Genomic DNA, 24064 nt, shown 5'->3' with positions numbered 1-24064 from the left:
TCACCCGCGCCGCAAACAGGAGCCCCCGCATGGCCGCCAAAGACACCGACGATCAGAAGACCGACGCCCCAGAAGACGTGTCCCTCGACATGAGCCAGGCGGCGGTCAAGAAGATGATCGGCGAAGCGCGCGAGCGTGGATATATCACCTACGACCAGCTGAATTCGGTGCTGCCGCCCGATCAGGTCTCGTCCGACCAGATCGAGGACGTGATGTCGATGCTGTCGGAGATGGGCATCCAGGTCACCGAAGAAGACGAAGACGCCGAGGAAGACGACAACAAGGGCGCGACCGATCTGGTCGAGACCAAGAAGCCGGGCGAGGTTGCGCTCTCTTCCGGCGGCACCGAAAAGCTGGACCGGACCGATGACCCGGTGCGCATGTACCTGCGCGAAATGGGTTCGGTCGAACTGCTCTCGCGCGAGGGTGAGATCGCGATTGCCAAGCGCATCGAGGCCGGCCGCAAGACTATGATCGCCGGGCTCTGCGAAAGCCCGCTGACTTTCCAGGCGATCACCATCTGGCGCGACGAACTTCTCTCGGAAGACATTCTGCTGCGCGACGTGATCGATCTCGAAACCACCTTCTCGGGCCAGCTCGACGAAGAGGGCGGGGTCGAGGAGCCGGTGGTCGAGGCCGCCAATGTCGCGACCGCGCCGAAAAAGGACACCGGCCCCGAGCTCGACGCTGACGGCAATCCGATTGCCAAGGACGACGACGAGGACGAGGACGAGCAGGCCAACATGTCGCTGGCCGCGATGGAAACCGCGCTCAAGCCGCAGGTTCTCGAAACGCTCGACCGCATCGCCGAGGATTATGCCCGCCTGTCGGAAATGCAGGACAGCCGGATTTCCGCCACGCTGAACGAAGATGGCACGTTCTCGGCGGATGAAGAGGCGATCTATCAGCAGCTTCGGTCCGAGATCGTCGAACTGGTCAACGAGCTGCACCTGCACAACAACCGAATCGAGGCGCTGATCGACCAGCTCTACGGCATCAACCGCCGGATCATGTCGATCGACAGCTCGATCGTGAAACTGGCCGACCAGGCGCGCATCAACCGGCGCGAATTCGTCGAGGCCTATCGCGGCTACGAGCTCGATCCCTCCTGGCTCGAGCGGATGGCCGAAAAGCCCGGTCGCGGCTGGCAGATGTTCATCGAACGCTCGGCCGACAAGGTCGAGGAATACCGCACCGAAATGGCGCAGGTCGGCCAATATGTCGGTCTCGACATTCCCGAATTCCGCCGCATCGTCGGCCAGGTGCAGAAGGGCGAGAAAGAGGCCCGCCAGGCCAAGAAGGAAATGGTCGAGGCGAACCTGCGTCTGGTGATCTCGATTGCCAAGAAGTACACCAACCGCGGGCTGCAATTCCTTGATCTCATTCAGGAAGGCAACATCGGCCTGATGAAGGCCGTCGACAAGTTCGAATACCGCCGCGGCTACAAGTTCTCGACCTACGCCACCTGGTGGATCCGTCAGGCGATCACCCGGTCGATCGCCGATCAGGCGCGCACCATCCGTATCCCGGTGCACATGATCGAGACGATCAACAAGCTGGTGCGCACCGGCCGCCAGATGCTGCACGAGATCGGCCGCGAACCGACGCCCGAGGAACTGGCCGAGAAGCTGCAAATGCCGCTCGAAAAGGTCCGCAAGGTGATGAAGATCGCCAAGGAGCCGATCTCGCTGGAGACCCCCATCGGCGACGAGGAAGACAGCCAGCTTGGCGACTTCATCGAGGACAAGAACGCCGTCCTGCCGCTCGACAGCGCCATTCAGGAGAACCTGAAGGAAACCACCACCCGCGTGCTGTCGTCGCTGACGCCGCGCGAGGAACGGGTGCTGCGGATGCGATTTGGCATCGGCATGAACACCGACCACACGCTGGAAGAGGTCGGCCAGCAGTTCTCGGTCACCCGCGAACGGATCCGTCAGATCGAAGCGAAAGCGCTGCGCAAGCTCAAGCACCCGAGCCGGTCGCGCAAGTTGCGTTCGTTCCTCGATCAGTAACCCCCGCGGGCTGCACGGTTCCGCCGTGCGCCCCGTTTCCCCGGTGCAAATCCACCGCGCACCGCAAGCCCCGTAGGGTGCGCAGTTCCTGCGCACCGTCTCGGCCCGCACAAGAGGAGCGCAGCTCATGTCCCTATTCAAGAAACTCTTTGGCGGCGGCAGCGGCGCGGGCGCGGCCAAATCCGACCCCGAGCCCGAAGATTACAACGGCTTTCTGATCTATCCGCAGCCGGACAAGCAATCCGGCGGCTACCGCATCGGTGCCCGGATCGAAAAGGAAATCGGCGGCGAATTGCGCCGTCATGACCTGATCCGCGCCGACATCGTTTCCGACCCGGAAGAGGCCGAGAGGATGTCGCTGCTCAAGGCCCGGCAGGTGATCGACGAACAGGGCGACCGGCTCTTCGGCTGAGCAGGGGCCAATATCGCGTCCTCATGACCATTGACCGGGCGGCAGGTTCCGGGCCAGGCTGAGACCTGCCGTGCCCGGAGGTCGCCTGATGTTCAGATCCCTTGCCCTTGCCGCCATCTGCCTGCCCATGGGCGCCGCGGCCGCCTGTTACGGCGATGCCGGCACGCCGTTGTTTCACTGCACGGTCGAGGGCGGCAAGACCGAGATCCGGGTCTGCCTTCAGGACAGCGCGGCCTATTATGCCTATGGCCCACCGGGGCGGGCGCCGGACATCGTCTTTTCGCGCCATGTACAGGATATCCACATGACGCCCTGGCCCGGGATCAGTCGGACCTATTGGGAAGAGCTGGCCTTTGCCAACGGCGCTTTCGAATACCGCATTCATCACAGCTTCGACCGCAATGGCGAGTTGCCGCAGGACGGGACGCTCACGGTCACCCGCAACGGTTTGCAGATCGCCGAGCTGACCTGTGCCGCCGGGACGATATCAACCGCCGATTTCTCGCCGCTGTTCGACGCCAAGGAGGAAAGCGGCCAGTGCTGGAGCTTCGACAGCCGAAGCTGGGGCCGCTGCCCCTAATCGGCATGTGTCCGGCCCAGCACCGCGCGGCCGATGATCCGGTCGAGCGAGAGCGCGCCGCCGCCCTTGATCACCAGCACCAGCAAGAGGAACATCCAGAGCGCCCGCTGATCGAGGATCGCCGCATCGGGCACCCGGTCGAACCATGTGCCGAAAGTCTCGGGGTGGTTGATGCCGCCATGGCCATAGAGGTCCGTCAGGCTCTGCACCGCGACAAATCCGATCATGCCGAGCGCCGCCAGCCGGGTGGCCAGCCCCAGCAGGATCATCAGCGGCAGCAGGAATTCGGCCCACATGCCGGCGACCACCACCAGCCAGTGAAAGGCGCCGAGCTGGCTGACGTCATATGTCACCGCCTCCATGGCCTTGGGAAAGATCTGCGCATAGGCGCCGGTCGAGGGTTGGAACAGGCCGAGAAATCCGTCCCCCACCTTGGTCAGTGCCGAGTTCCAGAAATAGACCAGCAGAACCGCGGCAAAGACAAGCCGCGCCAGCAGCGGCAAGAGGCTGTCAAACGCGCGCTCTATGGCGTCGGAGATCATGTCATGGAGGTTGATGAGCGCGGTCATGGCGTGCCTTTCTTCAAGTCTGTCAATGCGTTGCCCGAGAGAAGCAGGCTCAGGACCGCGCCCAGATCAAACTCCGGGGTCTGGTCAAGCGCGGCTTCGTAGGCCTGGCCCAGGGTTCTGTCGGCGCGCAGCGCGGCAAGGAACGTGGCGCCGCCGTCGGGCAGGGCATGGGGCACCGGGTCGAACTCGGGCCGCAGGATCAGCGCGTCTTCGGCCACCGGGGCGGGTTTGGGGCTGTCGGGCAACATGTTGAACCGCCAGATCGAGACCACCGGGAAACGCGAACGCAGCAACCGCACGGTGGGGGCCAATTGCAATCGCAGTGCCATCAGCGCCTCGGGATCGAGCGCCAGCGCCTCGGCGGCCAGCGGCGCGGCATCGGCGGCGTGATAGCTCTCTCGCAAGGCGAACTCCAACCGCGCCACATCGCCCAGATAGGGATATTTCGCCAGCGGTTCGAAACCGTCGAGAAAGTCGCCGAAGCCGGAGCCGTAATACATCATGCGGGGCGAGCGGGGCGGTTCGGCGCGCAGGTAACGTGCGGCGACAGCCTTGAAATTGGCCTCGCCCAGGAGCTTGGCCACCGCCGGAAAGCCGGTCGCCAGAGCCTCGCCCAGCGAGGTGGCGATATTGTTGCGATAGACGTCATAGCGGCGCCCGGCGGGCCGCCCGGAGCCATCGACCAGCCCCTGCGGCAATGGCGCGGCGCCATCGAGCAGGGCCTGCCGGAACGCGGCCTCGGTGGTCATGCGGGCACCTGTGCCAGCGCGTCGGCGGCGCGCTGTGCCTCGTCGCGCAGCACCGGCCAGTCGGGTACGTCATTGTCCCATTCCACCAGCAGCGGCCGCGGCCCCGACCGGGCCAGGGTATGGTCGAGCAGCGCCCAGACCGGATCGACAACCGCGCGGCCATGGCTGTCGATCAAGAGCGGCGCGCCGTGGTCGTCTTCATCCTCGTCATGGCCACCAAGGTGAATTTCGCCGACGCGGGCCAACGGAAAGGCATTGATATAGCCCTGCGGCGAAAACCCGAGGTTGGTGGCCGAGACAAACACGTTGTTCACATCGAGCAAAAGGCCGCAGCCGGTGCGCCGGGCGACCTCGTCCAGAAAGGCGGGTTCCTCCCATGTGCTTTCGGTGAAGGCGAGATAGGAAGAGGGGTTTTCCAGCAACATCTGCCGGCCGAGGCTGTCCTGCACCTGATCGATATGAGCGCAGATACGGGCCAGCGTGGCCTTGGTGAAGGGCAGCGGCAGCAGGTCGTTGAGGAAATGGCTGTCATGGGTGGACCAGGCCAGATGTTCGGAAAAGCTGGCCGGTTGCAGCCAGTCGCACAGTCGTTTCAACCGCGCCAGGTGATCGCGGTCCAACGGGCCTTCACCGCCGATCGACAGGCCCACGCCATGCACCGAAATGGCAAAGCGTTCGCTCAGGGCGCGGAGCTGGGCCAGCGGCCGGCCGCCATCACCCATGTAGTTCTCGGCATGGATTTCCAGCCAGTCCACTGGCGCGGCATCGGCAAGGATCGCGCTATAGTGCTGCGGCTTGTAGCCCACGCCGGGGGCGGCGGGCAGAGCATCGAAGTGACGGCTGGCGTCGGGCATGGACATGTCCCTTCAAACGGGGGGTGGGCAATTCTGCCCACCCCCATCATAGCATGGAATGGTGACAGATCAGCCTTGCGGCAGATCGCGCTCGAGCGCCTCGAGCGAGCCCATGCGCGCCGAGCCATCGGCCATCGCCGGAAGCTCGATCTCGGTGCAGGTGCCGGCATCGACCAGCGTCCAGGCGTTGCCCTGGTAGTCATTGACCGAGGTGCCGGCGCAGGTGGTGCCGGGGCCTGCGGCACAGTCGTTCTGACCGGCCAGCGAAACGCCGAAGCATTTTTCTTTTTCCTGCGCGGTGGCGGTGGTGGTTTGCGCGGCCAGAGCGGCTGCAACTGCACCTGCGACGGCAACGGTTTTCACGAATTTCGACATTGATACATCCCTTTTGGTCTTTGGTTCCAAGTATTTGGTCCAATGCCACCCCTGCGGCGGCTGACCCAAGACTAAGGCCATGCCCGGCCCGCGATCACTTCACAGGCCCGTGGATCACGGATGCGTAATCACCTGTCAGACGGGCGTGATGCTGCATCCGCGCAATCATGGAAAAAATCGTTTGAAAACAGTCGGGGCGCCACATGAATTGTGACGCCCCGCAAGGGTCCAGCGCTGGAATGTTACAAATGCGCCGCTCTCCGCGCAAAAGACCTGGCCGCTGATCACGGCGCAGTTGCCGGATGTTACAATCCCTGTGCCGCCTTATGCCGCGTCTTCGCCGCCAAGGTCGGGCGGCAGCGCATCCTTGGCCAGCGCCGTGATCACCTCGTCGACCGATTTCACCTCGGTGCGTTTCTCGCCAAGCCGGCGCACGGTGACCGTCCGCTCCTCGACCTCGCGCGCACCGACGGCCAGGATCACCGGCACTTTGCCCAGCGAATGCTCGCGGACCTTGTAATTGATCTTCTCGTTGCGGATGTCGGCCTCGGCGCGCACGCCTTTGGCCTGCAAGTCCGCCACCACCTCGTTCACGTAGTCATCGGCGTCCGAGATGATTGAGGCGACCACCACCTGCCGCGGTGCCAGCCAGAACGGCAGCTTGCCTTCCCAGTTCTCGATCAGGATACCGATGAAGCGCTCGAAGGAGCCGAGGCAGGCGCGGTGCAGCATATAGGGCCGGTGCTTGTCGCCATCGGCGGCGATATAGCTGGCGCCCAGCCGCTCCGGCAGGTTGGGATCGACCTGGAAGGTGCCGCATTGCCAGACCCGGCCGATCGCGTCGGTCAGGTAGAAGTCGAGCTTCGGCCCATAGAAGGCGCCGTCGCCCGGCTCGAGCGTGTAGTCGCGGCCCACCGCCTTGATCGCGTTCTCCAGCGCGCCCTCGACGTAATCCCAGCTCTCGTCGCTGCCGACGCGTTTCTCGGGCCGGGTGGCGAACTTGATCTCGAACTCGGGGAAACCCAGCTCTTCGTAGACATTGGCGAGGAAGTCGATGAACTTGGCGCATTCCTCCTGAATCTGCTCTTCGGTGCAGAAGATATGCGCGTCATCCTGGGTAAAGCCGCGCACCCGCATGATGCCATGCAGCGCGCCCGAGGGCTCGAACCGCGCGCAGGAACCGAATTCGGCCAGTCGCAGCGGCAGGTCGCGATAGGACTTGAGTCCCTGGTTGAACACCTGCACGTGGCAGGGGCAGTTCATCGGCTTCAGCGCGTTGATCCGGGTCTGGCCCTTGTCCTTGACCGCCGCATCATCGGTTTCGCCGTCGCGGCTCTCGTCCACCTCGACCACGAACATGTGGTGCTGGTACTTGTCCCAGTGCCCCGAGGCTTCCCAGAGCTTGCGGTCGACCACCTGCGGCGTGTTGATCTCGCGGTAGCCGCCGACGCGCTGCTTGCGGCGCATGTAGTCCTGCAACTGGGTATAGATGGTCCAGCCGTCGGGATGCCAGAACACCTGGCCCGGCGCTTCCTCCTGCATGTGGAACAGGTCCATCTCGCGGCCCAGCTTGCGGTGATCGCGCTTTTCCGCCTCTTCGAGGAAGTTGAGGTATTTGCGCAGGTCTTCCTTGTTCTGGAAACCGACGCCATAGATCCGCTGCAACATCTGCCGGTTGCTGTCGCCGCGCCAATAGGCCCCGGCCACGCTCATCAGCTTGAAGCCGTCCGCCGGCACCTGGCCGGTGTGTTGCAAATGCGGGCCACGGCAGAGGTCTTGCCAATCGCCGTGCCAATACATGCGCAGCGGCTCGTCGCCTGGAATGGCCTCGATCAGCTCGACCTTGTAGGGCTCGCCGTTGTCCTCGTAATGCTTGACCGCGCGCGCCCGCTCCCAGACCTCGGTGCGGACCGGATCGCGGCTGTTGATGATCTCGCGCATCTTCTTTTCGATCTCGCCGAGGTCTTCGGGGGTGAACGGCTCTTGCCGGTCGAAGTCGTAATACCAGCCGTTCTCGATCACCGGGCCGATGGTGACCTTCACGTCGGGCCAGATTTCCTGCACCGCGCGGGCCATGATATGCGCCAGGTCGTGGCGGATCAGCTCGAGCGCCGGGGCGGCGTCTTTCATGGTGTTGATCGCGATCTGCGCATCGCTTTCGATGGGCCACTGCAAATCCCAATGCTTGCCGTCGACACTGGCCGAAATGGCCTTCTTGGCGAGCGATTTGGAAATGTCGGCAGCCACATCCGCAGGGGTCACGCCAGCCTCGAAGCTGCGTGCATTGCCATCGGGAAAAGTCAGGGAGATTTGAGCCATATCGGCCTCCTCGTCGGTTTGGCGCCTACAAAACGCCCGGTTGCGGGTATGTGGTCTGCGCGATGTGACCTCTGAGCCGGCGCATGTCAAGCGCCAAGCCCAATCCATCGATGGAACGGCGACCGGAATTTGACCGGGCCGGGCCGGGCGCTAGAACCTTGCGAGCAGAGTCCCAGCGTGGAGCCAGGCCCATATCCGAGCACCTTTTTCACCGCATCTCCGGCGAGACCACCGACAACCGCGAAGCCCGCAACGGGCTGCGCCATGTGGTGGCGCTGACCGCCAGCAAGCTGTCGGACGGGTTGATCGACCCCAAGTTGATCCTGTCCTGGCTGCTCACCTCATTGGGCGCGCCGGCCCTTCTGGTCGGGCTTCTGGTGCCGATCCGCGAGGCCGGGGCGCTCCTGCCGCAAATCCTGTTGTCGGGCTGGTTGCGTCGGCTGCGCTATCGCAAACGCTTCTGGGCTGTCGGCGCCATGGGGCAGGGGGCATCGGCAGCGCTGATCGTGCTGGCGGCGCTGAGCCTCACCGGTTGGGCCGCCGGGCTGGCGATCTGCGCCGCGCTGGCGGCGCTGGCGGTGTCACGGGCGGCCTGTTCGGTGAGCTACAAGGATGTGCTCGGCAAGACAGTCGCCAAATCCCGCCGCGGCGCGGTCACCGGCGCGGCCGGCAGCATCTCGGCCGCTGGGGTGATCCTTCTGGGCGTGCTGCTGCTCACCGGCGTGCTGCGCAGCGAAACCGCGGTATTGATGGCCATCGCGCTGGCGGCCGGCCTCTGGCTGGCGGCGGCGGCGCTGATGTTGCGGCTCGAGGAAGCGCCGAGCGACCCCGACGGCGCGGCGCGGCCGGAGCTCGCGCCGCTATGGCAGGACCGGCAATTGCAGCTCTTCATCCTGGTGCGCGGCCTTCTGGTGCCCACCGCGCTGGCGCCGCCCTATTTCGTGCTGCTCGCCGCCCGCCAAGGCAATCTCGAGCTCAGGGGGCTGGGCGTCCTGGTGCTGGTCTCGGCGCTGGCCTCCTTCGTCAGCTCTTATGTCTGGGGCCGGCTGGCCGATTGGTCGAGCCGCCGGGTGCTGATGCTGACCGGCCTGCTGGGCGCGGCAGCGATGCTGGCGGCGGTGCTGGCGGTCTGGCTCGGGCTGGGCGACACCCCCTGGGCCCTGCCGCTGGCCCTGTTTGCGCTGATGCTGGCCTATCACGGCGTGCGGCAGGGCCGGTCGATCTACCTTGTCGACATGTCCCCGCCGGAAAGCCGCGCCACCTATGCGGCGCTGGCCAACACTGCCATCGGCACCTTGCTGCTGGTGGCCGGTGCGATCGGCGGGCTGGCGGCGCTGATCGGCCCCTCGGTCTCGCTGATCGGCTTTGCCGCGCTCTGCGTCGCGGCCAGCATTGCCGCGCTCTGGCTGAAAGAGGTGGAGGAATAGGGCGTTGCCCTCCGATCGTCGCACAGTCAATATCGCCCCGACACGACCAAACCGGAGCCCCGCATGACCGCGCCTGAGACCCTGACCACGACCCAAGGCCGCCAGATCGCCTATCACAAGACCGAGGGCGACGGGCCCTGCGTGGTCTTTCTCGGCGGTTTCAAATCCGACATGGCCGGCACCAAGGCGGTCTGGCTCGAGGACTGGTGCCGCGACCGGGGCCGGGCCTACCTGCGGTTTGACTATTCCGGCCATGGCGTCAGCTCGGGCAGGTTTGACGAGGGTTGCATCGGCGATTGGGCCGAGGATACCGAAGCAGTGATCCGCGCCACCTGCGAGGGGCCGCTGGTGCTGGTCGGCTCGTCGATGGGGGGCTGGATTTCGCTGCTGATGTCGCAGCGCCTCGATACCGTCGCGGGCCTTGTCACCATCGCCGCCGCGCCGGATTTCACCGAAGACGGCTATTGGGCCAGCTTCACCGAAGCGCAGCGCGCGCAGGTGATGGAGCAGGGTTATTATGATGCGCCGTCGGACTACGGCGCGCCCTATCGGATCACCCGCCGGCTGATCGAGGATGGGCGCAACCATCTGGTCCTGCGGACGCCGCTGGCGCTGCCCTTTCCGGTGCGCTGCGTGCAGGGCACCGAGGACAAGGCCGTCAGCCGCGCGACCGCGCTGCGCCTGCTCGATCATGCCGACAGCCCCGACATGGCCCTGACCCTGCTGAAAGGCGCCGATCACAGCTTTTCCGCGCCCGATTGCCTGCCGCTGATCGCGCGGGCGATCGAAGAGGTGAGCTGAGGCCTCAGACGCCGATTTCCGGCCCGAGGCACATCATCGGCTCGTCATTTTGCCGCGCCTCGTACAGCTCGGTGCTTTCCGGGTCATCCTCGAACCGTGCCACCAGGCCGTCTGCGCCGCGGCGAAACGACCAACATTGGGGGTCGGGCGAATCCTCGTAGACAAAGCAGATCATGCCGCGGCTGTCCTCGTACCATTCGCCCTCGCGGCAGCGGCCATCGAGGAAAGACCAGCGCACCTGCCGGTTCTCCATGTATTCCTCGACCCCGTAGTCGCGGCCGTTAGAGCGGAAATAGAGCGTTTTGCCGGTGGTATAGGCCTCGAACTCCGACGCCGACATCTGCGCGACGGCCGGTGTGGCAAGAGCAAGGGCAACGGCGATCAGCGCATGTCTCATCATGCGGCCAATCTGACAGGAGCGCGCGGCGCGGGGCAAGTCACAAATCTGCGGGACGGCTGCGCCAGCGTTCGGCCAGAGGATCCATGATCTGCCGCCATTTCGCCGGCCAGAGCGCGATCAGCGCCATCACCGGCAGCGAATGCGGCAGGGTGGGCATCCGCGTCTCGTCGAGCCGCAACCCGGGGTAGGCCACGCCGGGGCGGCTGTGGTGATCGGAATGGCGCGGCGCGTTCAGCATCAGCGCCGAGGAACACCAATGCGGCGTGTTCCAGCTGTGGCGCGGGCCGCAGGGTTCGGGTTTGCCATCGGCGCCGCGGCTGCGGGGCAGGCCGTAGTGCTGGACGTAATCGGTGATCATCAGCTGGCTCTGCACATAGGCCGCGAGGGCCAGATGCGCCAGCACACCGGGCAGGCCGGCCAGACCGGCCGACACCGCCAGCGCGAGCAGGCTGATCCCGGCATAGATCGCGAAAGGATGCGGCCCGGACTTGCCGGCGCGGGCGCGACGGGCGGTTTCGGCCGCCTTGCCGGCGCGATATTCGCCGCGCCAGACCCGCCAGATATAGCGGTAGAAGCTTTCCCGTCCGCGTGGCGAATTGGGGTCTTTCGCCGTGCCCACATGCACATGATGCACCAGCGGATGGGCCGAGGCATGATGGCCGTAGAGCACCGAGGCATAGACCGCCACGCCAAGCCGCCGCAGCCGCCGGTCGGCGCGATGGATCAGCTCATGGGCGTTCGAATTGCCGACCTGCCCGAGAAACAGCCCGAAGGCCAGGTAGGCCGCGGCCCGTTCCGGCCACGTGGCGCCGGTCTGGCCCGCCACCACCAGAACGGCCAGCGCCAGCAGCGGAAAATGGATCAGCCCCAGCGCTGCCGAAAGCGTGGTGCCGGCCGGAAAGGCAGTGCCGGGATCGCCCGGCGCCGCCAGCCCCCCCAGCCGGTCGAGCGCAAAGACCAGCAGCGTCAGATAGGCCAGCGCCAGCCAGATCCAGACACCGCCCCAGCCAGCCGCCGCCAGAAGCAGCAAGACAGGGGCAAGAGTGGTGGCGGCAAAGCGGGTCACGGTCGAAATCCTTGTCGTGTCTGACGTCCATATAGGAAGATTTGGTTTCCGATAGGACAATTCATGAAATTATCAGGGCAGCCGGCAACGCGAAAGACAGGCGAGACGTCGCATTTGGCCTCGCAAGGGGCTGTCGGGCTTTCTAAAGTCGCCGCAAGTCAGGGAAGGAAGCAATATGGCACTCGACGATCGCAAGGGCGTCTGGAAATCCGGCCGCGGCAAGGGGCGGCGCACGCCCAAGGGCCGGCAATTCGACGATCAGGCCTTGGCCGAGGTGCAGGCGCTGCTGGGCGACAGGCCGCGCCGCCGCGATCTCCTGATCGAGTTCCTGCATCTGATCCAGGACGCCCATGGCCATCTCTCGGCGGCGCATCTGCGCGCGCTCTGCGAAGAGATGAAGCTGCCGATGGCCGAGGTCTGGGAAGTGGCGACCTTCTATGCCCATTTCGACCCGCTGCGCGAAGACGATACGCCGCCGCCGGCGCTGACCATCCGGGTCTGCGATTCGCTCTCCTGCGAGCTGGCCGGGGCCGAGGCGCTGCGCACCGCGCTGGAAGAGGGGCTCGACCCCGGCGAAGTCCGCGTGCTGCGCGCGCCCTGCATGGGCCGCTGCGACACCGCGCCGGTGCTGGAGCTGGGGCACAGCCATATCGATCATGCCGATGTCGACAAGGTTCAGGCTGCGATTGCAGCCGGCGACACCCATGCGCATATCCCCGGATATCAGGCGCTTGCCGCCTATCGTGAAGGTGGCGGATACAATGCGCTTGCCGAATTGCGCACCTCGGGCGACTGGGAAGAGGTGCAGGAAAAGATCCTGGCCTCCGGCCTGCGCGGGTTGGGCGGCGCCGGGTTCCCCTCGGGCAAGAAATGGGGGTTCGTGCGTGGCAATCCCGGCCCCCGCTACCTCGCCGTCAACGGCGACGAGGGTGAGCCCGGCACCCTCAAGGACCGCTATTATCTCGAGCGGGAACCACATGTTTTCCTTGAGGGAATGCTGATCGCCGCCTGGGCGGTCGAAGCCGAGACCTGTTTCATCTACATGCGCGACGAATATCCGGCGGTGCTGGAGATCCTGCGCCGCGAGATCGCCGCGCTGGAAGCGGCCGGCATCGTGCGCCCTGGCTATATCGATCTGCGGCGCGGCGCCGGGGCCTATATCTGCGGCGAGGAAAGCGCGATGATCGAAAGCATCGAGGGCAAACGCGGCTTGCCGCGCCACCGGCCGCCCTATGTGGCCCAGGTCGGCGTCTTCGACCGGCCGACGCTGGTGCATAACGTCGAAACCCTGCACTGGGTCGCGCGGGTCTGTCGCGAAGGGCCCGAGATCCTCTCGGGTGTCGAATTGAACGGCCGCAAGGGGCTGCGCTCCTATTCGGTGTCGGGCCGGGTGAAGCGGCCCGGCGTGCATCTGCTGCCGGCGGGCTCGACCATCACCGATATCATCGACGCGGCGGGCGGCATGCTCGACGGCCACAGCTTCAAGGCCTATCAGCCCGGCGGGCCGTCCTCGGGCCTGCTGCCGGCCTCGATGGATGACATTCCGCTGGATTTCGACACCTTGCAGCCGCATGGCAGCTTTATCGGCTCGGCGGCGGTGGTGGTGCTTTCGGATCACGACAGCGCGCGGGCGGCCGCGCTCAACATGCTGCGCTTTTTCGAGGATGAGAGCTGCGGACAATGCACCCCCTGCCGGGTCGGCTGTGAAAAGGCGGTCAAGCTGATGCAGGCGGAGAGCTGGGATCAGGGGCTCTTGGAAGAAGTCAGCCAGGCGATGGCCGATGCCTCGATCTGCGGGCTGGGGCAGGCGGCGCCCAATCCGATCCGGCTGGTGATGAAACATTTCCCCGACGAGATCTGAGGCCCGGGCGAGCCCTCGCAGGCTCAGTAATTCTTGTAGACCGCGCAGGAGCAGCCGCGCCTGCGGGCGTCGCGGCAGATCGCTTCCGCGGCGTCACGATCCATCCGGCTGACCCGCGCCATCCAGTAGCCGGGCCGGCCGCGCACGCGGTTTTCCACAAAGACCAGATCGGGGCTGCGGCCCACCACCTCGCGACAGACCCGAGTGACCCGGTCGAAATTGGCGCGGGCGCGTTCCCGGCTGTTGCCAAAGGCCAGCTGCGCGCCCCATTTTCCCAGCTTCGGGGTCGGGCGCAGCCTTGGGCGCAGGCTGGGCAGCGCCGCAGCGGTCAGCGCAGGATCGACCGAGCCGGCCTCGGGCAGGGGCGGAAGCTCGGGCAGCGGCTCGCCCCGGCGTCCGGCGATCAGTTCGCGGCAGGCGGTGGCGAAATCGGCCTCGGCTGCCAGGCGGAACTCGGGCCATTCCTGCGGGTTGTTTCGCCAGTACTCCGGGGTTTCTCCGGTGGTGAGAATGACGAAATCGACATGCGCCGGCACAATGCCTTCGCCCGCCAGGTAACGCTCGACCAGAGCGGCGCCGCCGGACAGCGCCAGGGCGGCGAGGCCGGGATTGCCAAAACGCTCCTGAAGCCCGGCAAGCTGACCGGCGGTGGCGGGGATGGCCAGGCCGGCGGTCATCTCGCCGCGTTCCCAGAGCACCCGGGCAAGGAAGGCGGGGGCCAGCCGCACGGCGCCGGCAACCTCGGCGATACGGGCGCAGGCCGCGGCTCCCTTGGGCGCCGCAGACGCGGGCGGAGGCAGGAGGATCAGAAGACAACACAACAGGATCGCGGGCCGCATGAGGCCAATGTGTGGCGGCGGTGATTCAAGTCAACCAGACCTTTCGCTGCTGACATGAAAGTTATAGGTGAAACACAAAGGAGAACTCTGCCATGTCGTTTTTCGGAAAGCTCAAGGACCGGCTGTTCAAGTCTTCGTCGAAGCTGGACGAGGGGCTTGAGGCAATTGTCGAGGATGGCGGCGAAATCGCGGCGCCCGACCCGGATGTGACGCCGGGCCCGGAGACCCCGCCCGAGCCCGCGCCGGAGATCCAGCCGGAGCCCGATCCCGTGCCGGACCCCGAGCCTGAAACCGTACCGGACCCCGAACCGGAAACCGTGCCGGAGCCGGAGCCCGAGACCGTGCCGGAGCCGGAAACCGAGCCGGAGCCCGAGACAGAGCCGGTGCCACGGCCCGATCCGGTGCCGCATCCGCGGCCGGATGTGACCCCGCCGCCGGCGCCCACCGAGGTGCCGCAACCCGACCGGCCGGCCGGTGTGCCCGGCCCGGCCGGAACCCCGCAGGAGATGCCCGGCACCACCGCGCCGGTCGAGATGCCGATGCCCGAGACCCCCGCCGAGGTGCCGACCCGCACCCCGGGCCTGATCGGCCGGTTGCTGGGGCGGGGCGGGCAGCAGGAGGTGCTGCGCCGCACCCTGGACGACGACATGCTCGAGCAGCTCGAAGAGCTGCTGATCGCCTCGGACATGGGTGTCGACACCGCGCTGCGCGTTACCGCCAACATGGCCGAGGGGCGCTACGGCAAGAAGCTGTCGGTCGGCGAGATCAAGCATTTGCTGTCGGGCGAGATTGCCCGCGTGATGGAGCCGGTGGCGAAACCGCTGCCGCTTTACGCCAAGAAACCGCAGGTGGTGCTGGTGGTCGGGGTCAACGGCTCGGGCAAGACCACGACGATCGGCAAGCTCGCCAGCCAGTTCCGCGCCGCCGGCAAGCAGGTGGTGATCGCCGCGGGCGATACCTTCCGTGCCGCCGCGGTCGAGCAGTTGCAGGTCTGGGGCGAACGGGCTGGGGTGCCGGTGCTGACCGCACCCGAGGGCTCGGACCCGGCCAGCCTGGCCTTCGACGCGATGGAAAAGGCGGCGCGGGATGGCGCCGACCTCCTGATGATCGACACCGCCGGGCGCTTGCAGAACCGCAAGGATCTGATGGAGGAATTGTCCAAGATCGTGCGGGTGATCCGCAAGAAAGACCCCGACGCGCCACACAACACGTTGCTGGTGCTGGATGCGACCACCGGGCAGAACGCGCTGTCCCAGGTCAAGACCTTCCAGGAGTTGGCCAATGTCACCGGCCTGGTGATGACCAAGCTCGACGGCACCGCCAAGGGCGGTGTCCTCGTGGCGCTGGCCGACAAGTTCGGCCTGCCGATCCACGCCATCGGTGTGGGCGAAAAGATCGACGATCTGGCCCCCTTCGATCCCGAGGAGTTCGCCGCCGCGCTCACCGGGCTCGACAGGTGAGGCCTTGTCTAATGAGTGCCCCAGAGGCGCTCGAGCTGTCTCAGCAAAAAGATCACCGACACCACGATCCCCGTGGCCAGGGCCGCCAGCGGCATCTGCCCGGCGCCGCAGCCCAGGCCCACCGCCCCCGCCAGCCAGAGCGAGGCGCCGGTGGTGACGTTCTTGACCTGGCCCTTGGCGGTAAAGATCAGCCCGGCGGCAAGAAAGGCCACCCCGGCGGTGACCGCCTCGATCATCCGCAGCGGATCCTGGCGCTGCTGGTCGTCCTGGCCGAAATCAAGCTGGCTGATCTCGAGCCCGAGAATGACAAACAGGCAGGCGGCGACGCAGACCAGGATATGGGTGCGCAGCCCGGCCGGCTTGTGGCGCCATTCGCGTTCGATGCCGATCAGCCCGCCCAGCACGACGGCCGTCAGCAGGCGCGCCATGGCCGCCCCGACCGGTACCACCGAAAAGGTGTTCTGGAATTCCGCCAGGGCGTCCTGCCACATGAAAGTCGTCCCCTTGTCGTTGCGGGACGAACGCGCAGGACGGCGACCGGTTCCCCAAGACGCCCGCCACGGCCTTTGGGGCCCGCCGCGATCACCCCTGCGTGACTTCCCGTTTCCCTGGCCGCGTGTGCGCCTAGATTCCGGGTTCAGCCGCCCGCCGGCGGCGCTGGTCAACACGTACAGGAGTTCTCATGCATAGCGCGCTTTCGTCCGCCGATCCGTTTCCCGTCACCGAAATCCCGCGGCTTGGCGGCGGCACGATCACCCTCGGCCGCCCGGAGACCGCCGATTGGCAGCTGGTCCTCATCTATCGCGGGCTGCATTGCCCGATCTGCAAGCAATATCTCACCGATCTCGAACCCCGGCTCTCGGAGTTCGCCGAGCTTGGCATCGAGGTGGTTGCGGTCTCGGCCGACCCCGAGGCCAAGGCGCGCAAGTTCCGCGCCGATCAGGGGCTGAGCGTGCCGATCGGTTGTGATCTGTCGATCGAGCAGATGAAGACCCTGGGACTCTATATCTCGGACCCGCGCTCGCCCGAGGAAACCGACCGGCCATTTTCCGAACCGGGGTTGTTCCTGATCAACCCGCAGGGCAATTTGCACATGGTCGACATATCGAACGCGCCGTTCCTGCGGCCCGACCTCGAGAAACTGCCGTCCCGCATCAAGTTCGTTCTGGAGAAAGACTATCCGATTCGCGGCACTCATTCCGGCTGACCCCGCGTGAGCGAGTGGCTGATCTCGCTCGAGGGCACCGAGGCCGGGCATCGGCTGGCGCTGATCCTGGCGGTGAATGCGGCCTTTCTGCACGCGGTCTTTGGCGCGTTGCAGAAAGGCCGCCACGACCCCTGGCTGAGCCGCGGGGCAATCGACGGTGCCTATGGGCTGATGGCGGCGCCCTTCGCGCTTTTTGTCGTGCCCTGGCCAGAGCCGCACATGTGGCCGATCTTTGCCGGGGCCTTCGTGATCCACACCGCCTACAAGCTGTTGCAGGCGATGGCCTATACCCGTGGCGCCTATACCGTGGTCTACCCCGTGGTGCGTGGCACCGGGCCGCTGTTTGCGGTGATCGGCGCCTATCTGATCTTTGACGAGAGTTTTACCCTGGTGCAATGGCTGGGCGTCGGCGTGCTTCTGGCCGGGATCTTCGGGCTTGCGGTCTACAACCTGATCTTTCTCACGGCCGCGCGCGAAACATTGAACGCGGCGCTGGCGCTGGCGGTCTTTACCGGGCTGTTCGTGGCGCTTTATACGACCTATGACGCCTATGGCATCCGCGCGACCGCCGATCCCTTCACCTTTCTCGCCTGGTTCTTCATGATCGACGGGGTGGTGATGCCGGTGCTGGCGGCGCGGCGTTGGCGGCGGGCGGCGCTGAAACCGCCACTCCGCCCGCTGTTGCTGCGTGGTTGGGTCGGCGGGCTGATCGCCTTTGCGAGCTTCGGGGCGATCATGCTGGCCACCCGGCTTGACAAGGTGGGCGAGGCGGCGGTGCTGCGCGAGACCTCGACGGTCTTTGCCGCGCTGATCGGCTGGCTGGTGTTGAAGGAAACGGTGGGGCCGCGGCGCATCGCGCTGATGGCCCTGATCGCGGCCGGGGCCGTGATCGTGGAAATGGGTGGGTAACAGAGGTGCAGATGACAGAGAAACGCGAGATCAACCCGGTGCTGAAACAGGTGCTCGAACTGGGGCCGCCGCTGGCCTTTTTCGGGCTGTACCTCTGGCTCAAGGAAGATGTCTTCCTGTTCGGCGGCCAGGAATATTCCGGCTTCATCGTGGCCACGGTGGTCTTTGTGCCGATCGTGCTGCTGGCGATGGCGGTGAACTGGGCGCTGACCCGCGAGCTGAGCCGGATGCAGGTCTTTACGGCGATCATGGTGATCTTTTTCGGTGCGCTGACCGCCTGGTTCAACGACGAACGGTTCTTCAAGATGAAGACGACGCTAGTCTACGGCTTCTTTGCGCTGCTTCTGGGCATCGGGCTGCTGCGCGGCCGATCCTATCTTGCCTATCTGCTGTCCGACGCGGTGGCGATGCAGCCGGAAGGCTGGATGATCCTGACGCGGCGCATCTGCCTCGGGTTTCTGACGCTGGCGGTGGCGAATGAGGTGGTCTGGCGCACCATGTCGACCGACGTCTGGGTCAAGATCGAGACCTTCGGCTTTCCGATCGCGCTTTTCGCCTTCATCTGGGCGCAATTCGCGGCGCTGCACAAATACATGGACCTCGAAGACGACAAGGGCTGATTGCGCCGTGCCTGCGGCCCGTCAGCCCCGGCGCGCGGCTCCGGGGCGGCGGCAATGGTTGGTCCAGGCCGTCTCGCAATGCCGGGATTCGCCGCGCAGGATGGCGCAGGACAGATCGACGAAGATCCGCACCAGCGCCCAGGCGCAGCGTTTCGCGGCCCATCCCCGTCCGGTCGAGGCGCGGAAGACGCGGGCCGAAAAGGTCATATCGGCATCGCCGCCCAACAGCCGGTTGAGCGCCAGCGACGCTTTGAAGCAGATCACCTCGGTGACCTCATCGTCGATGACGTCGGGCGGCAGCGTCGACCGGTCGCACACCCGGGTGAGCAGCGTGGGCCCCGTCAATCCCGCGCCCGCCCAAGCCAGCCCGGCGCGGGCGCGCCGCCAGCCGAGCCGGGCCCGAAATCCGGCGGTCCCTGAAAGCGGCGCAAGTTGGTTGGACAGGGGCATGCGAATCTCCCACTACATCTTGTGCGAAGCAGTTAGAGATAGCCTATGACGCCCGGGTGAAGCGGCTGTTACAGCACCGTGACGGACTTGACCCCTCGGGCGCAACGGCCTATCACCGGCGCCGTGGCGATTTGTTACCGGATTGCGGGCCACGTAAAAAATTCCGCTAAAAGGTCAGCAACGAAAGCCCCCCGTTCGCTTGGCCGCGCCCGGGGGGCTTTTGGTTTGGAAGGACGAGACATGAGCAATGATTGGAACAGCCGCACCAAGCTGGTGCACGGCGGAATCCGCAGATCCCAGTACAACGAAGTCAGCGAAGCGCTGTTTCTGACCCAGGGCTTTGTCTATGACAACGCCGAACAGGCCGAGGCGCGGTTCCTCGAAGCCGGGCCGGACGAGTTCATCTATGCGCGCTACGGCAATCCCACGGTGGCGATGTTCGAAGACCGGATCGCCGGGCTCGAGGGCGCCGAGGATGCCTTTGCCTGCGCTTCGGGCATGGCGGCGGTGCAGGGCGCGCTGATGGCGCTGCTGAAGGCCGGCGATCACGTGGTCGCGGCGCGCGCGCTGTTCGGCTCCTGTCTCTTCATCCTGGAAAACATCCTGCCGAAATTCGGCGTCGAGGTCACCCTCGTCGACGGCACCGATCTCGAGGCCTGGCGCGCGGCGGTGCGCGAGGACACACGGCTCTGTTTCTTCGAATCGATGTCCAACCCGACGCTCGAGATCGTCGATATTGCCGGCGTCGCCGAGATTGCCCATGCGGTGGGCGCGCTGGTGGTGTCGGACAATGTGTTTTCCACCCCGATCTATTCCGATGCCATTGCCCAGGGCGCCGATATCGTCACCTATTCCGCGACCAAGCATATCGACGGCCAGGGCCGGGTGCTGGGCGGGGTGATCCTCGGCCCGAAAGAGATCATACGCGGCCCCATCGAGGCCTTCATGAAGCACACCGGCGGCGCGCTCAGCCCGTTCAACGCCTGGGTGCTGCTCAAGGGGCTCGAAACGATGGATCTGCGGGTCCGCGCCCAGACCGCCACGGCGCAGCACCTGGCCGAAAAGCTCGAAGGCAACCCGGCGCTGTCGCGGGTGATCTATCCCGGCCTGGCCTCGCATGCCCAGCATGATCTGGCGATGCGCCAGCTTGGCGCCGGCGGCACCGTGCTCAGCTTTGACATCCGGGGCGGGCGCGAGGCGGCCTTTGCCTTTCTCAACCTCCTGGAGATCGCGGTAATTTCGAACAACCTCGGCGATGCTAAGACGATTGCGACCCCGCCGGCCTTCACCACCCACCAGCGGCTTCCCGACGATCAGAAGCAGATTCTGGGCATCACCCCGGGGTTGATTCGACTGAGTTGCGGGCTGGAAGACCCGCAGGACCTGCTGCGCGATCTCGAGGCCGCCCTGGAACACGCGACCGGGGGGCAAGGCTAGCCGCTGTAGCGGAAGGCGGAAATGCCGCTCTCACATGACGCAGTTGGCGGGGCAGTGTGCCGTCACGGCAATCTTTTGCCGAACTCTCGCATGTGCAGAATTTTCTTCTGGCTTTTCGGAGCGTTCCGAGTCATGCCATTCAAGACTCAAGTCAAAAGGTGCGAAATGAAAAAACTGATGATCACTGCCGCTCTGGCGGCATCGCTGGCCGTTCCGGCCGTCGCTCAACAAGCTGCAACCGCAGCCGATCCCTTTGTGTCGACCCAAGGTGCAACCACCGGTCTGGCAGTTGTGGGTGGCGCGACCGCTCTGGTCATCATCGCTGCCGCTGCAAACGGCGAAAGCTCGTCGGGTACAGACTGATAGTCGGCATTTGATGAATTAAAAGCGCCGGATCCTCTGGATCCGGCGCTTTTGCATGTCCAGATGACGTCACAGACCATAGTATTTTCTCCGCGAGGGCTTAATTAGAGCCTGTGTCTGCGCAGAAAGGGGCCTTTGATGAATCTCCCGACACCCGGATTGAACCGCGTTCCCAGCCGCGAAGAGGCCGAAGCCGCCGTCGATCTCTTGCGCCGCTACACCGATGCCACCGGCGCGACCGCGCTGGGCTATCCCGACATGGCCTCGATCTACCCGGCCGAATTCGAGGTGGATTCCACCTACAAGTCCAGTCTGCCCGATCTTCAGAACGGCCCCGCCTCGCTGATCCGCGGTGCCAATGAGCCGATTCAGCATGTCGGTATCTCGAATTTCCGCCTGCCGATCAGCTTTCACACCCGCGGCGGCGGCGATCTGACGCTGGAAACCGCCGTCACCGGCACCGTCAGCCTCGGCGCCGACAAGAAGGGCATCAACATGAGCCGCATCATGCGGTCCTTTTACCGGCATTCGGAAAAGACCTTCAGCTTCGAGGTGATGGAAGCCGCGCTCGACGATTACAAGACCGACCTGGAGAGCTTCGATGCCCGCATCGAGATGCGCTTTTCCTTCCCGGTCCGGCTCGACAGCCTGCGCTCGGGCCTCAGTGGCTATCAATATTACGACATCGCGCTGGAACTGATCGAAAGCCAAGGCCAACGTCGCAAGATCCTCCACCTCGACTATGTCTATTCCTCGACCTGCCCCTGTTCGCTGGAGCTCAGCGAACATGCCCGGCGCGAACGGGGGCAACTGGCCACGCCGCATTCGCAGCGCTCGGTGGCGCGGATTTCGGTCGAGGTGGTGGGCGAGGCATGCCTGTGGTTCGAAGACCTGATCGATCTCTGCCGCGCCGCCGTGCCGACGGAAACCCAGGTGATGGTGAAACGCGAGGATGAACAGGCCTTTGCCGAGCTGAACGCCGCCAATCCGATCTTTGTCGAAGATGCCGCGCGGTTGTTCTGCGCCCGGCTTCAGGCCGAGCCGCGAGTGGGCGATTTCCGGGTCGCCGCCAGCCATCAGGAAAGCCTGCACTCGCATGATGCGATCTCGGTGCTCACCTCCGGCCCGACCTTCGAAACCGCCAGCATCGATCCCCGGTTCTTTGCCACGCTGATCCACGCCGGCTGACCGGGCCCACGATCGATTGCCTGATGCATAAATGCACCGCCCCGCGCATCGTCGGGGCGGGCGACCGGGCGCAAAACCGGCCTGATTTCCACCGTTTGACACACAAAACCCGGGTCGGCCCGCGCCGCGCCGGCCCTGTCATGGCCGTTTTCTCGATATTGCTGGCCCCGCAATCCGTCCAAACCTGCTAGGCTCGGACCAAGGGGGGAAACCGCAGGCCCACGCGATGCGAGGTTTCCTATGCAAGGCACCAACGTGCACTTCCGATTTCCCGAGCCCGGCTGGCGCCAGCGGCTCGACACCTATTTCGCCGGGCTGGGGCAGGGTGTGAACGCCGATCCGCTGATCCGCGCCAGGCTGGGCGAGGTGGCCGGGCTCGAGGCGCTTTCCGACGCGGAACTGGCTGCCTTGGGCATGGACCGCAGTGACATTCCCGCCCGGGTTTTCAAAGACCTCTTTCCTCAGGGCTGAAGCCGGCTTGACAGTATATGCGGGGCAGGCCAACGCTCGGGCGCATGTTTGATATTCGGCCCGTGGGCTATGTGATCGGATTGCTGCTCGCCATTCTCGGCGCGACGATGTTTCTGCCGTTCCTCGTCGATCTGGCCGAGGGGCGCGGGCATTGGCCGGTCTTTCTGCAATCCGGACTGATCACCGTGCTGGCCGGCGGGCTGATCTCGCTGGCCTGCGCCAATGGCGTGAAACAGGGGCTGTCGATCCAGCAGACATTTCTGCTGACCACCGGCGTCTGGCTGGCACTGCCGGTCTTTGGCGCGCTGCCCTTTGTCTTCGGCGCCACCGAGGCGCGGTTCGTCGATGCCTTCTTCGAGGCGATGTCGGGGCTGACCACCACCGGCTCCACGGTGTTCACCGGGCTCGATACCCTGCCCAAGGGGCTGCTGCTCTGGCGCGGGCTGATGCAATGGCTGGGCGGCATCGGCATCATCGTCGTCGCCATGGTCTTCCTGCCGGAACTGCGGGTCGGCGGGATGCAGATCTTTCGCGCCGAGGCCTTCGACACCATGGGCAAGATCCTGCCCCGCGCCACCCAGATCGCCAGCCAGATCAGCGTGATCTATGTCTCGCTCACGCTGGTCTGCGCGCTGACCTACATCGCCTTCGGCATGAACACCTTTGACGCCACGGTGCATGCGCTGACCACCATCTCGACGGGCGGTTTCTCGAATTACGATGCTTCCTTCGCCGCCTTCTCGGGGCCGATGGAATATGTCGCTTCCGCCTTCATCATCCTCTCGGCACTGCCCTTCGTGCGCTACGTCCAGATGATCAATGGCTCGGCCCGGCCCCTGCTGCGCGACAGCCAGGTGCATGTCTTCCTGCTGGTGGTAGCGGCGCTGGTGATCCTCACCGCCATCGCGCTGATGATCTCCTTTCCGCATGCGCCGGAACGCGCCTTCCGCGAGGCGCTGTTCAATGTCACCTCGATCATCTCGGGCACCGGCTATGCCAGCGCCGATTACATGGGCTGGGGGCCGCTCCTGGTGGCGGTCTTCTTCTTCATCGGGCTGATCGGCGGCTGTGCCGGCTCGACGGCCTGTTCGGTCAAGGTCTTCCGCTACCAACTGCTCTTTGCCTCGATCCGGGTGCAGCTCTTGCGCATCCGCTCGCCCAACGGCGTCTTCACCACCCGCTACGAAGGCCGCCCGGTGGGCGATGACGTGCTGTCTTCGGTGATGTCCTTCTTCATGTTCTTCGTGGTCTCGATGGGGGTGCTGGCGGTGCTGCTCTCGGCCACCGGCCTCGATTTTGTCACTTCGGTCTCGGGCGCGGCCACCTCGCTGGCCAATGTCGGCCCGGGGCTGGGCGACATCATCGGCCCGGCCGGAAATTTCGCCACGCTCAATGACACCGCCAAATGGCTGCTTTCGGCGGCGATGCTGATCGGACGGCTCGAGCTGCTGGTGGTCTACGCGATCCTCACCGTGAACTTCTGGCGGGCGTGACCCAGGGCCGCTTCGCGGCGCTTCATGCCTCCGGCGGGGATATTTTCGGCCAGAAGAAAGACTTTCTTTACACTTACATGCCAGGTTGGAGCTGCGGTACAGGCTGGGAAGCCGATGACCGCGCCAGGAGAAGGCCCCCGTTTGCACTTGCGGCGGGGGCTGGATCTGGCGGCGGCGGTCTCAGGGCGACATTTCACCCAAA

The 24064-nt window shown here is 65.3% G+C and carries 25 protein-coding genes and 1 riboswitch; of the genes, 15 read left to right on the top strand and 10 right to left on the bottom strand.

Going from position 1 to position 24064, the window contains the following annotated elements; genetic code table 11:
• Positions 1 to 29: 29 nt before the first annotated feature.
• From rpoD to BMW90_RS05260, 3 genes are all read left to right on the top strand, one after another.
• The gene (rpoD, locus tag BMW90_RS05270; protein WP_048530556.1) at positions 30 to 2012 is read left to right on the top strand and encodes an RNA polymerase sigma factor RpoD; all 1983 of its coding nucleotides are present in this window, start codon (positions 30 to 32) and stop codon (positions 2010 to 2012) included.
• Positions 2013 to 2139: 127 nt separating this feature from the next.
• Complete coding sequence (locus BMW90_RS05265) at positions 2140 to 2424, top strand: HlyU family transcriptional regulator (protein WP_074835374.1); 285 nt, start codon at positions 2140 to 2142, stop codon at positions 2422 to 2424.
• An 88-nt stretch (positions 2425 to 2512) separates the two neighbouring features.
• Positions 2513 to 3004, top strand: a complete 492-nt coding sequence (locus tag BMW90_RS05260) for a hypothetical protein (RefSeq protein ID WP_074835373.1) — start codon at positions 2513 to 2515, stop codon at positions 3002 to 3004.
• Here the strand turns inward: BMW90_RS05260 and BMW90_RS05255 are convergent.
• From BMW90_RS05255 to thrS, 5 genes are all read right to left on the bottom strand, one after another.
• Positions 3001 to 3573, bottom strand: coding sequence for a DoxX family membrane protein (locus tag BMW90_RS05255; protein WP_074835371.1), 573 nt, complete (start codon positions 3571 to 3573; stop codon positions 3001 to 3003). The two genes, BMW90_RS05260 and BMW90_RS05255, sit on opposite strands and share 4 nt — an antisense overlap.
• Positions 3570 to 4322 carry an HvfC/BufC N-terminal domain-containing protein gene (locus tag BMW90_RS05250; protein WP_074835369.1) on the bottom strand — a complete coding sequence of 251 codons (753 nt, stop codon included), beginning with the start codon at positions 4320 to 4322 and terminating at the stop codon, positions 3570 to 3572. Before BMW90_RS05250 ends, BMW90_RS05255 begins: the two co-directional genes overlap by 4 nt.
• A complete protein-coding gene (gene bufB, locus BMW90_RS05245) occupies positions 4319 to 5176 on the bottom strand; it encodes an MNIO family bufferin maturase (protein ID WP_074835368.1) in 858 nt (285 codons plus the stop codon). Before bufB ends, BMW90_RS05250 begins: the two co-directional genes overlap by 4 nt.
• Before the next feature lie 69 nt (positions 5177 to 5245).
• Positions 5246 to 5551, bottom strand: coding sequence for a BufA1 family periplasmic bufferin-type metallophore (locus BMW90_RS05240; RefSeq protein WP_048530564.1), 306 nt, complete (start codon positions 5549 to 5551; stop codon positions 5246 to 5248).
• Between the two features lie 324 nt (positions 5552 to 5875).
• Positions 5876 to 7870, bottom strand: coding sequence for a threonine--tRNA ligase (thrS, locus tag BMW90_RS05235; protein WP_074835366.1), 1995 nt, complete (start codon positions 7868 to 7870; stop codon positions 5876 to 5878).
• A gap of 158 nt (positions 7871 to 8028) precedes the next feature.
• Here thrS and BMW90_RS05230 point away from each other — a divergent pair, with 158 nt between their 5' ends.
• Both BMW90_RS05230 and BMW90_RS05225 read left to right on the top strand, forming a co-directional pair.
• Positions 8029 to 9297 (top strand): MFS transporter, encoded by a 1269-nt coding sequence (locus tag BMW90_RS05230; RefSeq protein WP_407657375.1) that lies wholly within the window; start codon positions 8029 to 8031, stop codon positions 9295 to 9297.
• Between the two features lie 63 nt (positions 9298 to 9360).
• Entirely contained in the window at positions 9361 to 10098 is a 738-nt protein-coding gene (locus BMW90_RS05225; RefSeq protein ID WP_074835365.1) for an alpha/beta hydrolase, read from the top strand.
• Positions 10099 to 10102: 4 nt separating this feature from the next.
• On the opposite strand, the gene BMW90_RS05220 is transcribed toward BMW90_RS05225, so the two are convergent.
• Both BMW90_RS05220 and BMW90_RS05215 read right to left on the bottom strand, forming a co-directional pair.
• Positions 10103 to 10495, bottom strand: coding sequence for a hypothetical protein (locus BMW90_RS05220; RefSeq protein WP_048533705.1), 393 nt, complete (start codon positions 10493 to 10495; stop codon positions 10103 to 10105).
• A gap of 40 nt (positions 10496 to 10535) precedes the next feature.
• Positions 10536 to 11564, bottom strand: a complete 1029-nt coding sequence (locus BMW90_RS05215) for an alkane 1-monooxygenase (RefSeq protein WP_074835364.1) — start codon at positions 11562 to 11564, stop codon at positions 10536 to 10538.
• Positions 11565 to 11739: 175 nt separating this feature from the next.
• Between BMW90_RS05215 and BMW90_RS05210 the strand changes: the two genes are divergently transcribed.
• Positions 11740 to 13425, top strand: coding sequence for an NAD(P)H-dependent oxidoreductase subunit E (locus BMW90_RS05210; RefSeq protein ID WP_074835362.1), 1686 nt, complete (start codon positions 11740 to 11742; stop codon positions 13423 to 13425).
• A 23-nt stretch (positions 13426 to 13448) separates the two neighbouring features.
• Here the strand turns inward: BMW90_RS05210 and BMW90_RS05205 are convergent, their stop codons facing one another.
• A complete protein-coding gene (locus tag BMW90_RS05205) occupies positions 13449 to 14153 on the bottom strand; it encodes a hypothetical protein (protein WP_139211217.1) in 705 nt (234 codons plus the stop codon).
• A gap of 203 nt (positions 14154 to 14356) precedes the next feature.
• Between BMW90_RS05205 and ftsY the strand changes: the two genes are divergently transcribed.
• Positions 14357 to 15724: a signal recognition particle-docking protein FtsY gene (gene ftsY / locus BMW90_RS05200; RefSeq protein WP_074835359.1), complete on the top strand. Its 1368-nt coding sequence runs from the start codon at positions 14357 to 14359 to the stop codon at positions 15722 to 15724.
• A gap of 8 nt (positions 15725 to 15732) precedes the next feature.
• Here ftsY and BMW90_RS05195 read toward each other — a convergent pair whose 3' ends face one another.
• Positions 15733 to 16215 (bottom strand): MgtC/SapB family protein, encoded by a 483-nt coding sequence (locus tag BMW90_RS05195; protein ID WP_048530578.1) that lies wholly within the window; start codon positions 16213 to 16215, stop codon positions 15733 to 15735.
• Positions 16216 to 16406: 191 nt separating this feature from the next.
• Between BMW90_RS05195 and BMW90_RS05190 the strand changes: the two genes are divergently transcribed.
• The 3 genes from BMW90_RS05190 to BMW90_RS05180 are packed head-to-tail and all read left to right on the top strand — an operon-like array spanning position 16407 to position 18460.
• Entirely contained in the window at positions 16407 to 16931 is a 525-nt protein-coding gene (locus BMW90_RS05190; protein ID WP_074835358.1) for a peroxiredoxin-like family protein, read from the top strand.
• A gap of 6 nt (positions 16932 to 16937) precedes the next feature.
• Positions 16938 to 17840 (top strand): EamA family transporter, encoded by a 903-nt coding sequence (locus tag BMW90_RS05185; RefSeq protein WP_048530580.1) that lies wholly within the window; start codon positions 16938 to 16940, stop codon positions 17838 to 17840.
• 11 nt (positions 17841 to 17851) lie between these two features.
• Complete coding sequence (locus BMW90_RS05180) at positions 17852 to 18460, top strand: inner membrane-spanning protein YciB (RefSeq protein ID WP_048530581.1); 609 nt, start codon at positions 17852 to 17854, stop codon at positions 18458 to 18460.
• A gap of 21 nt (positions 18461 to 18481) precedes the next feature.
• Here BMW90_RS05180 and BMW90_RS05175 read toward each other — a convergent pair whose 3' ends face one another.
• On the bottom strand, positions 18482 to 18910 hold the full coding sequence (locus BMW90_RS05175; protein WP_074835356.1) for a hypothetical protein: 429 nt from the start codon (positions 18908 to 18910) through the stop codon (positions 18482 to 18484).
• A 113-nt stretch (positions 18911 to 19023) separates the two neighbouring features.
• A riboswitch (SAM riboswitch) is annotated at positions 19024 to 19100 on the top strand.
• Positions 19101 to 19150: 50 nt separating this feature from the next.
• On the opposite strand from BMW90_RS05175, the gene metZ reads away from it, so the two are divergent.
• The 5 genes from metZ to BMW90_RS05155 all read left to right on the top strand — a co-directional run bounded on the left by metZ (position 19151) and on the right by BMW90_RS05155 (position 23862).
• A complete protein-coding gene (metZ, locus tag BMW90_RS05170; RefSeq protein ID WP_074835354.1) occupies positions 19151 to 20347 on the top strand; it encodes an O-succinylhomoserine sulfhydrylase in 1197 nt (398 codons plus the stop codon).
• A 165-nt stretch (positions 20348 to 20512) separates the two neighbouring features.
• Positions 20513 to 20710 carry a hypothetical protein gene (locus tag BMW90_RS26285; protein ID WP_139211215.1) on the top strand — a complete coding sequence of 66 codons (198 nt, stop codon included), beginning with the start codon at positions 20513 to 20515 and terminating at the stop codon, positions 20708 to 20710.
• Between the two features lie 138 nt (positions 20711 to 20848).
• A complete protein-coding gene (folE2, locus tag BMW90_RS05165) occupies positions 20849 to 21898 on the top strand; it encodes a GTP cyclohydrolase FolE2 (RefSeq protein ID WP_074835353.1) in 1050 nt (349 codons plus the stop codon).
• Between the two features lie 240 nt (positions 21899 to 22138).
• Entirely contained in the window at positions 22139 to 22369 is a 231-nt protein-coding gene (locus BMW90_RS05160) for a hypothetical protein (protein ID WP_074835351.1), read from the top strand.
• A gap of 44 nt (positions 22370 to 22413) precedes the next feature.
• Positions 22414 to 23862, top strand: coding sequence for a TrkH family potassium uptake protein (locus BMW90_RS05155; protein ID WP_139211213.1), 1449 nt, complete (start codon positions 22414 to 22416; stop codon positions 23860 to 23862).
• The last annotated feature ends 202 nt before the right edge of the window (positions 23863 to 24064 follow it).

It is taken from the genome of Marinovum algicola (assembly GCF_900109145.1).
Taxonomy (GTDB): Bacteria; Pseudomonadota; Alphaproteobacteria; order Rhodobacterales; family Rhodobacteraceae; genus Marinovum; species Marinovum algicola.
This window is presented reverse-complemented; position numbering and strand designations above follow the sequence as displayed.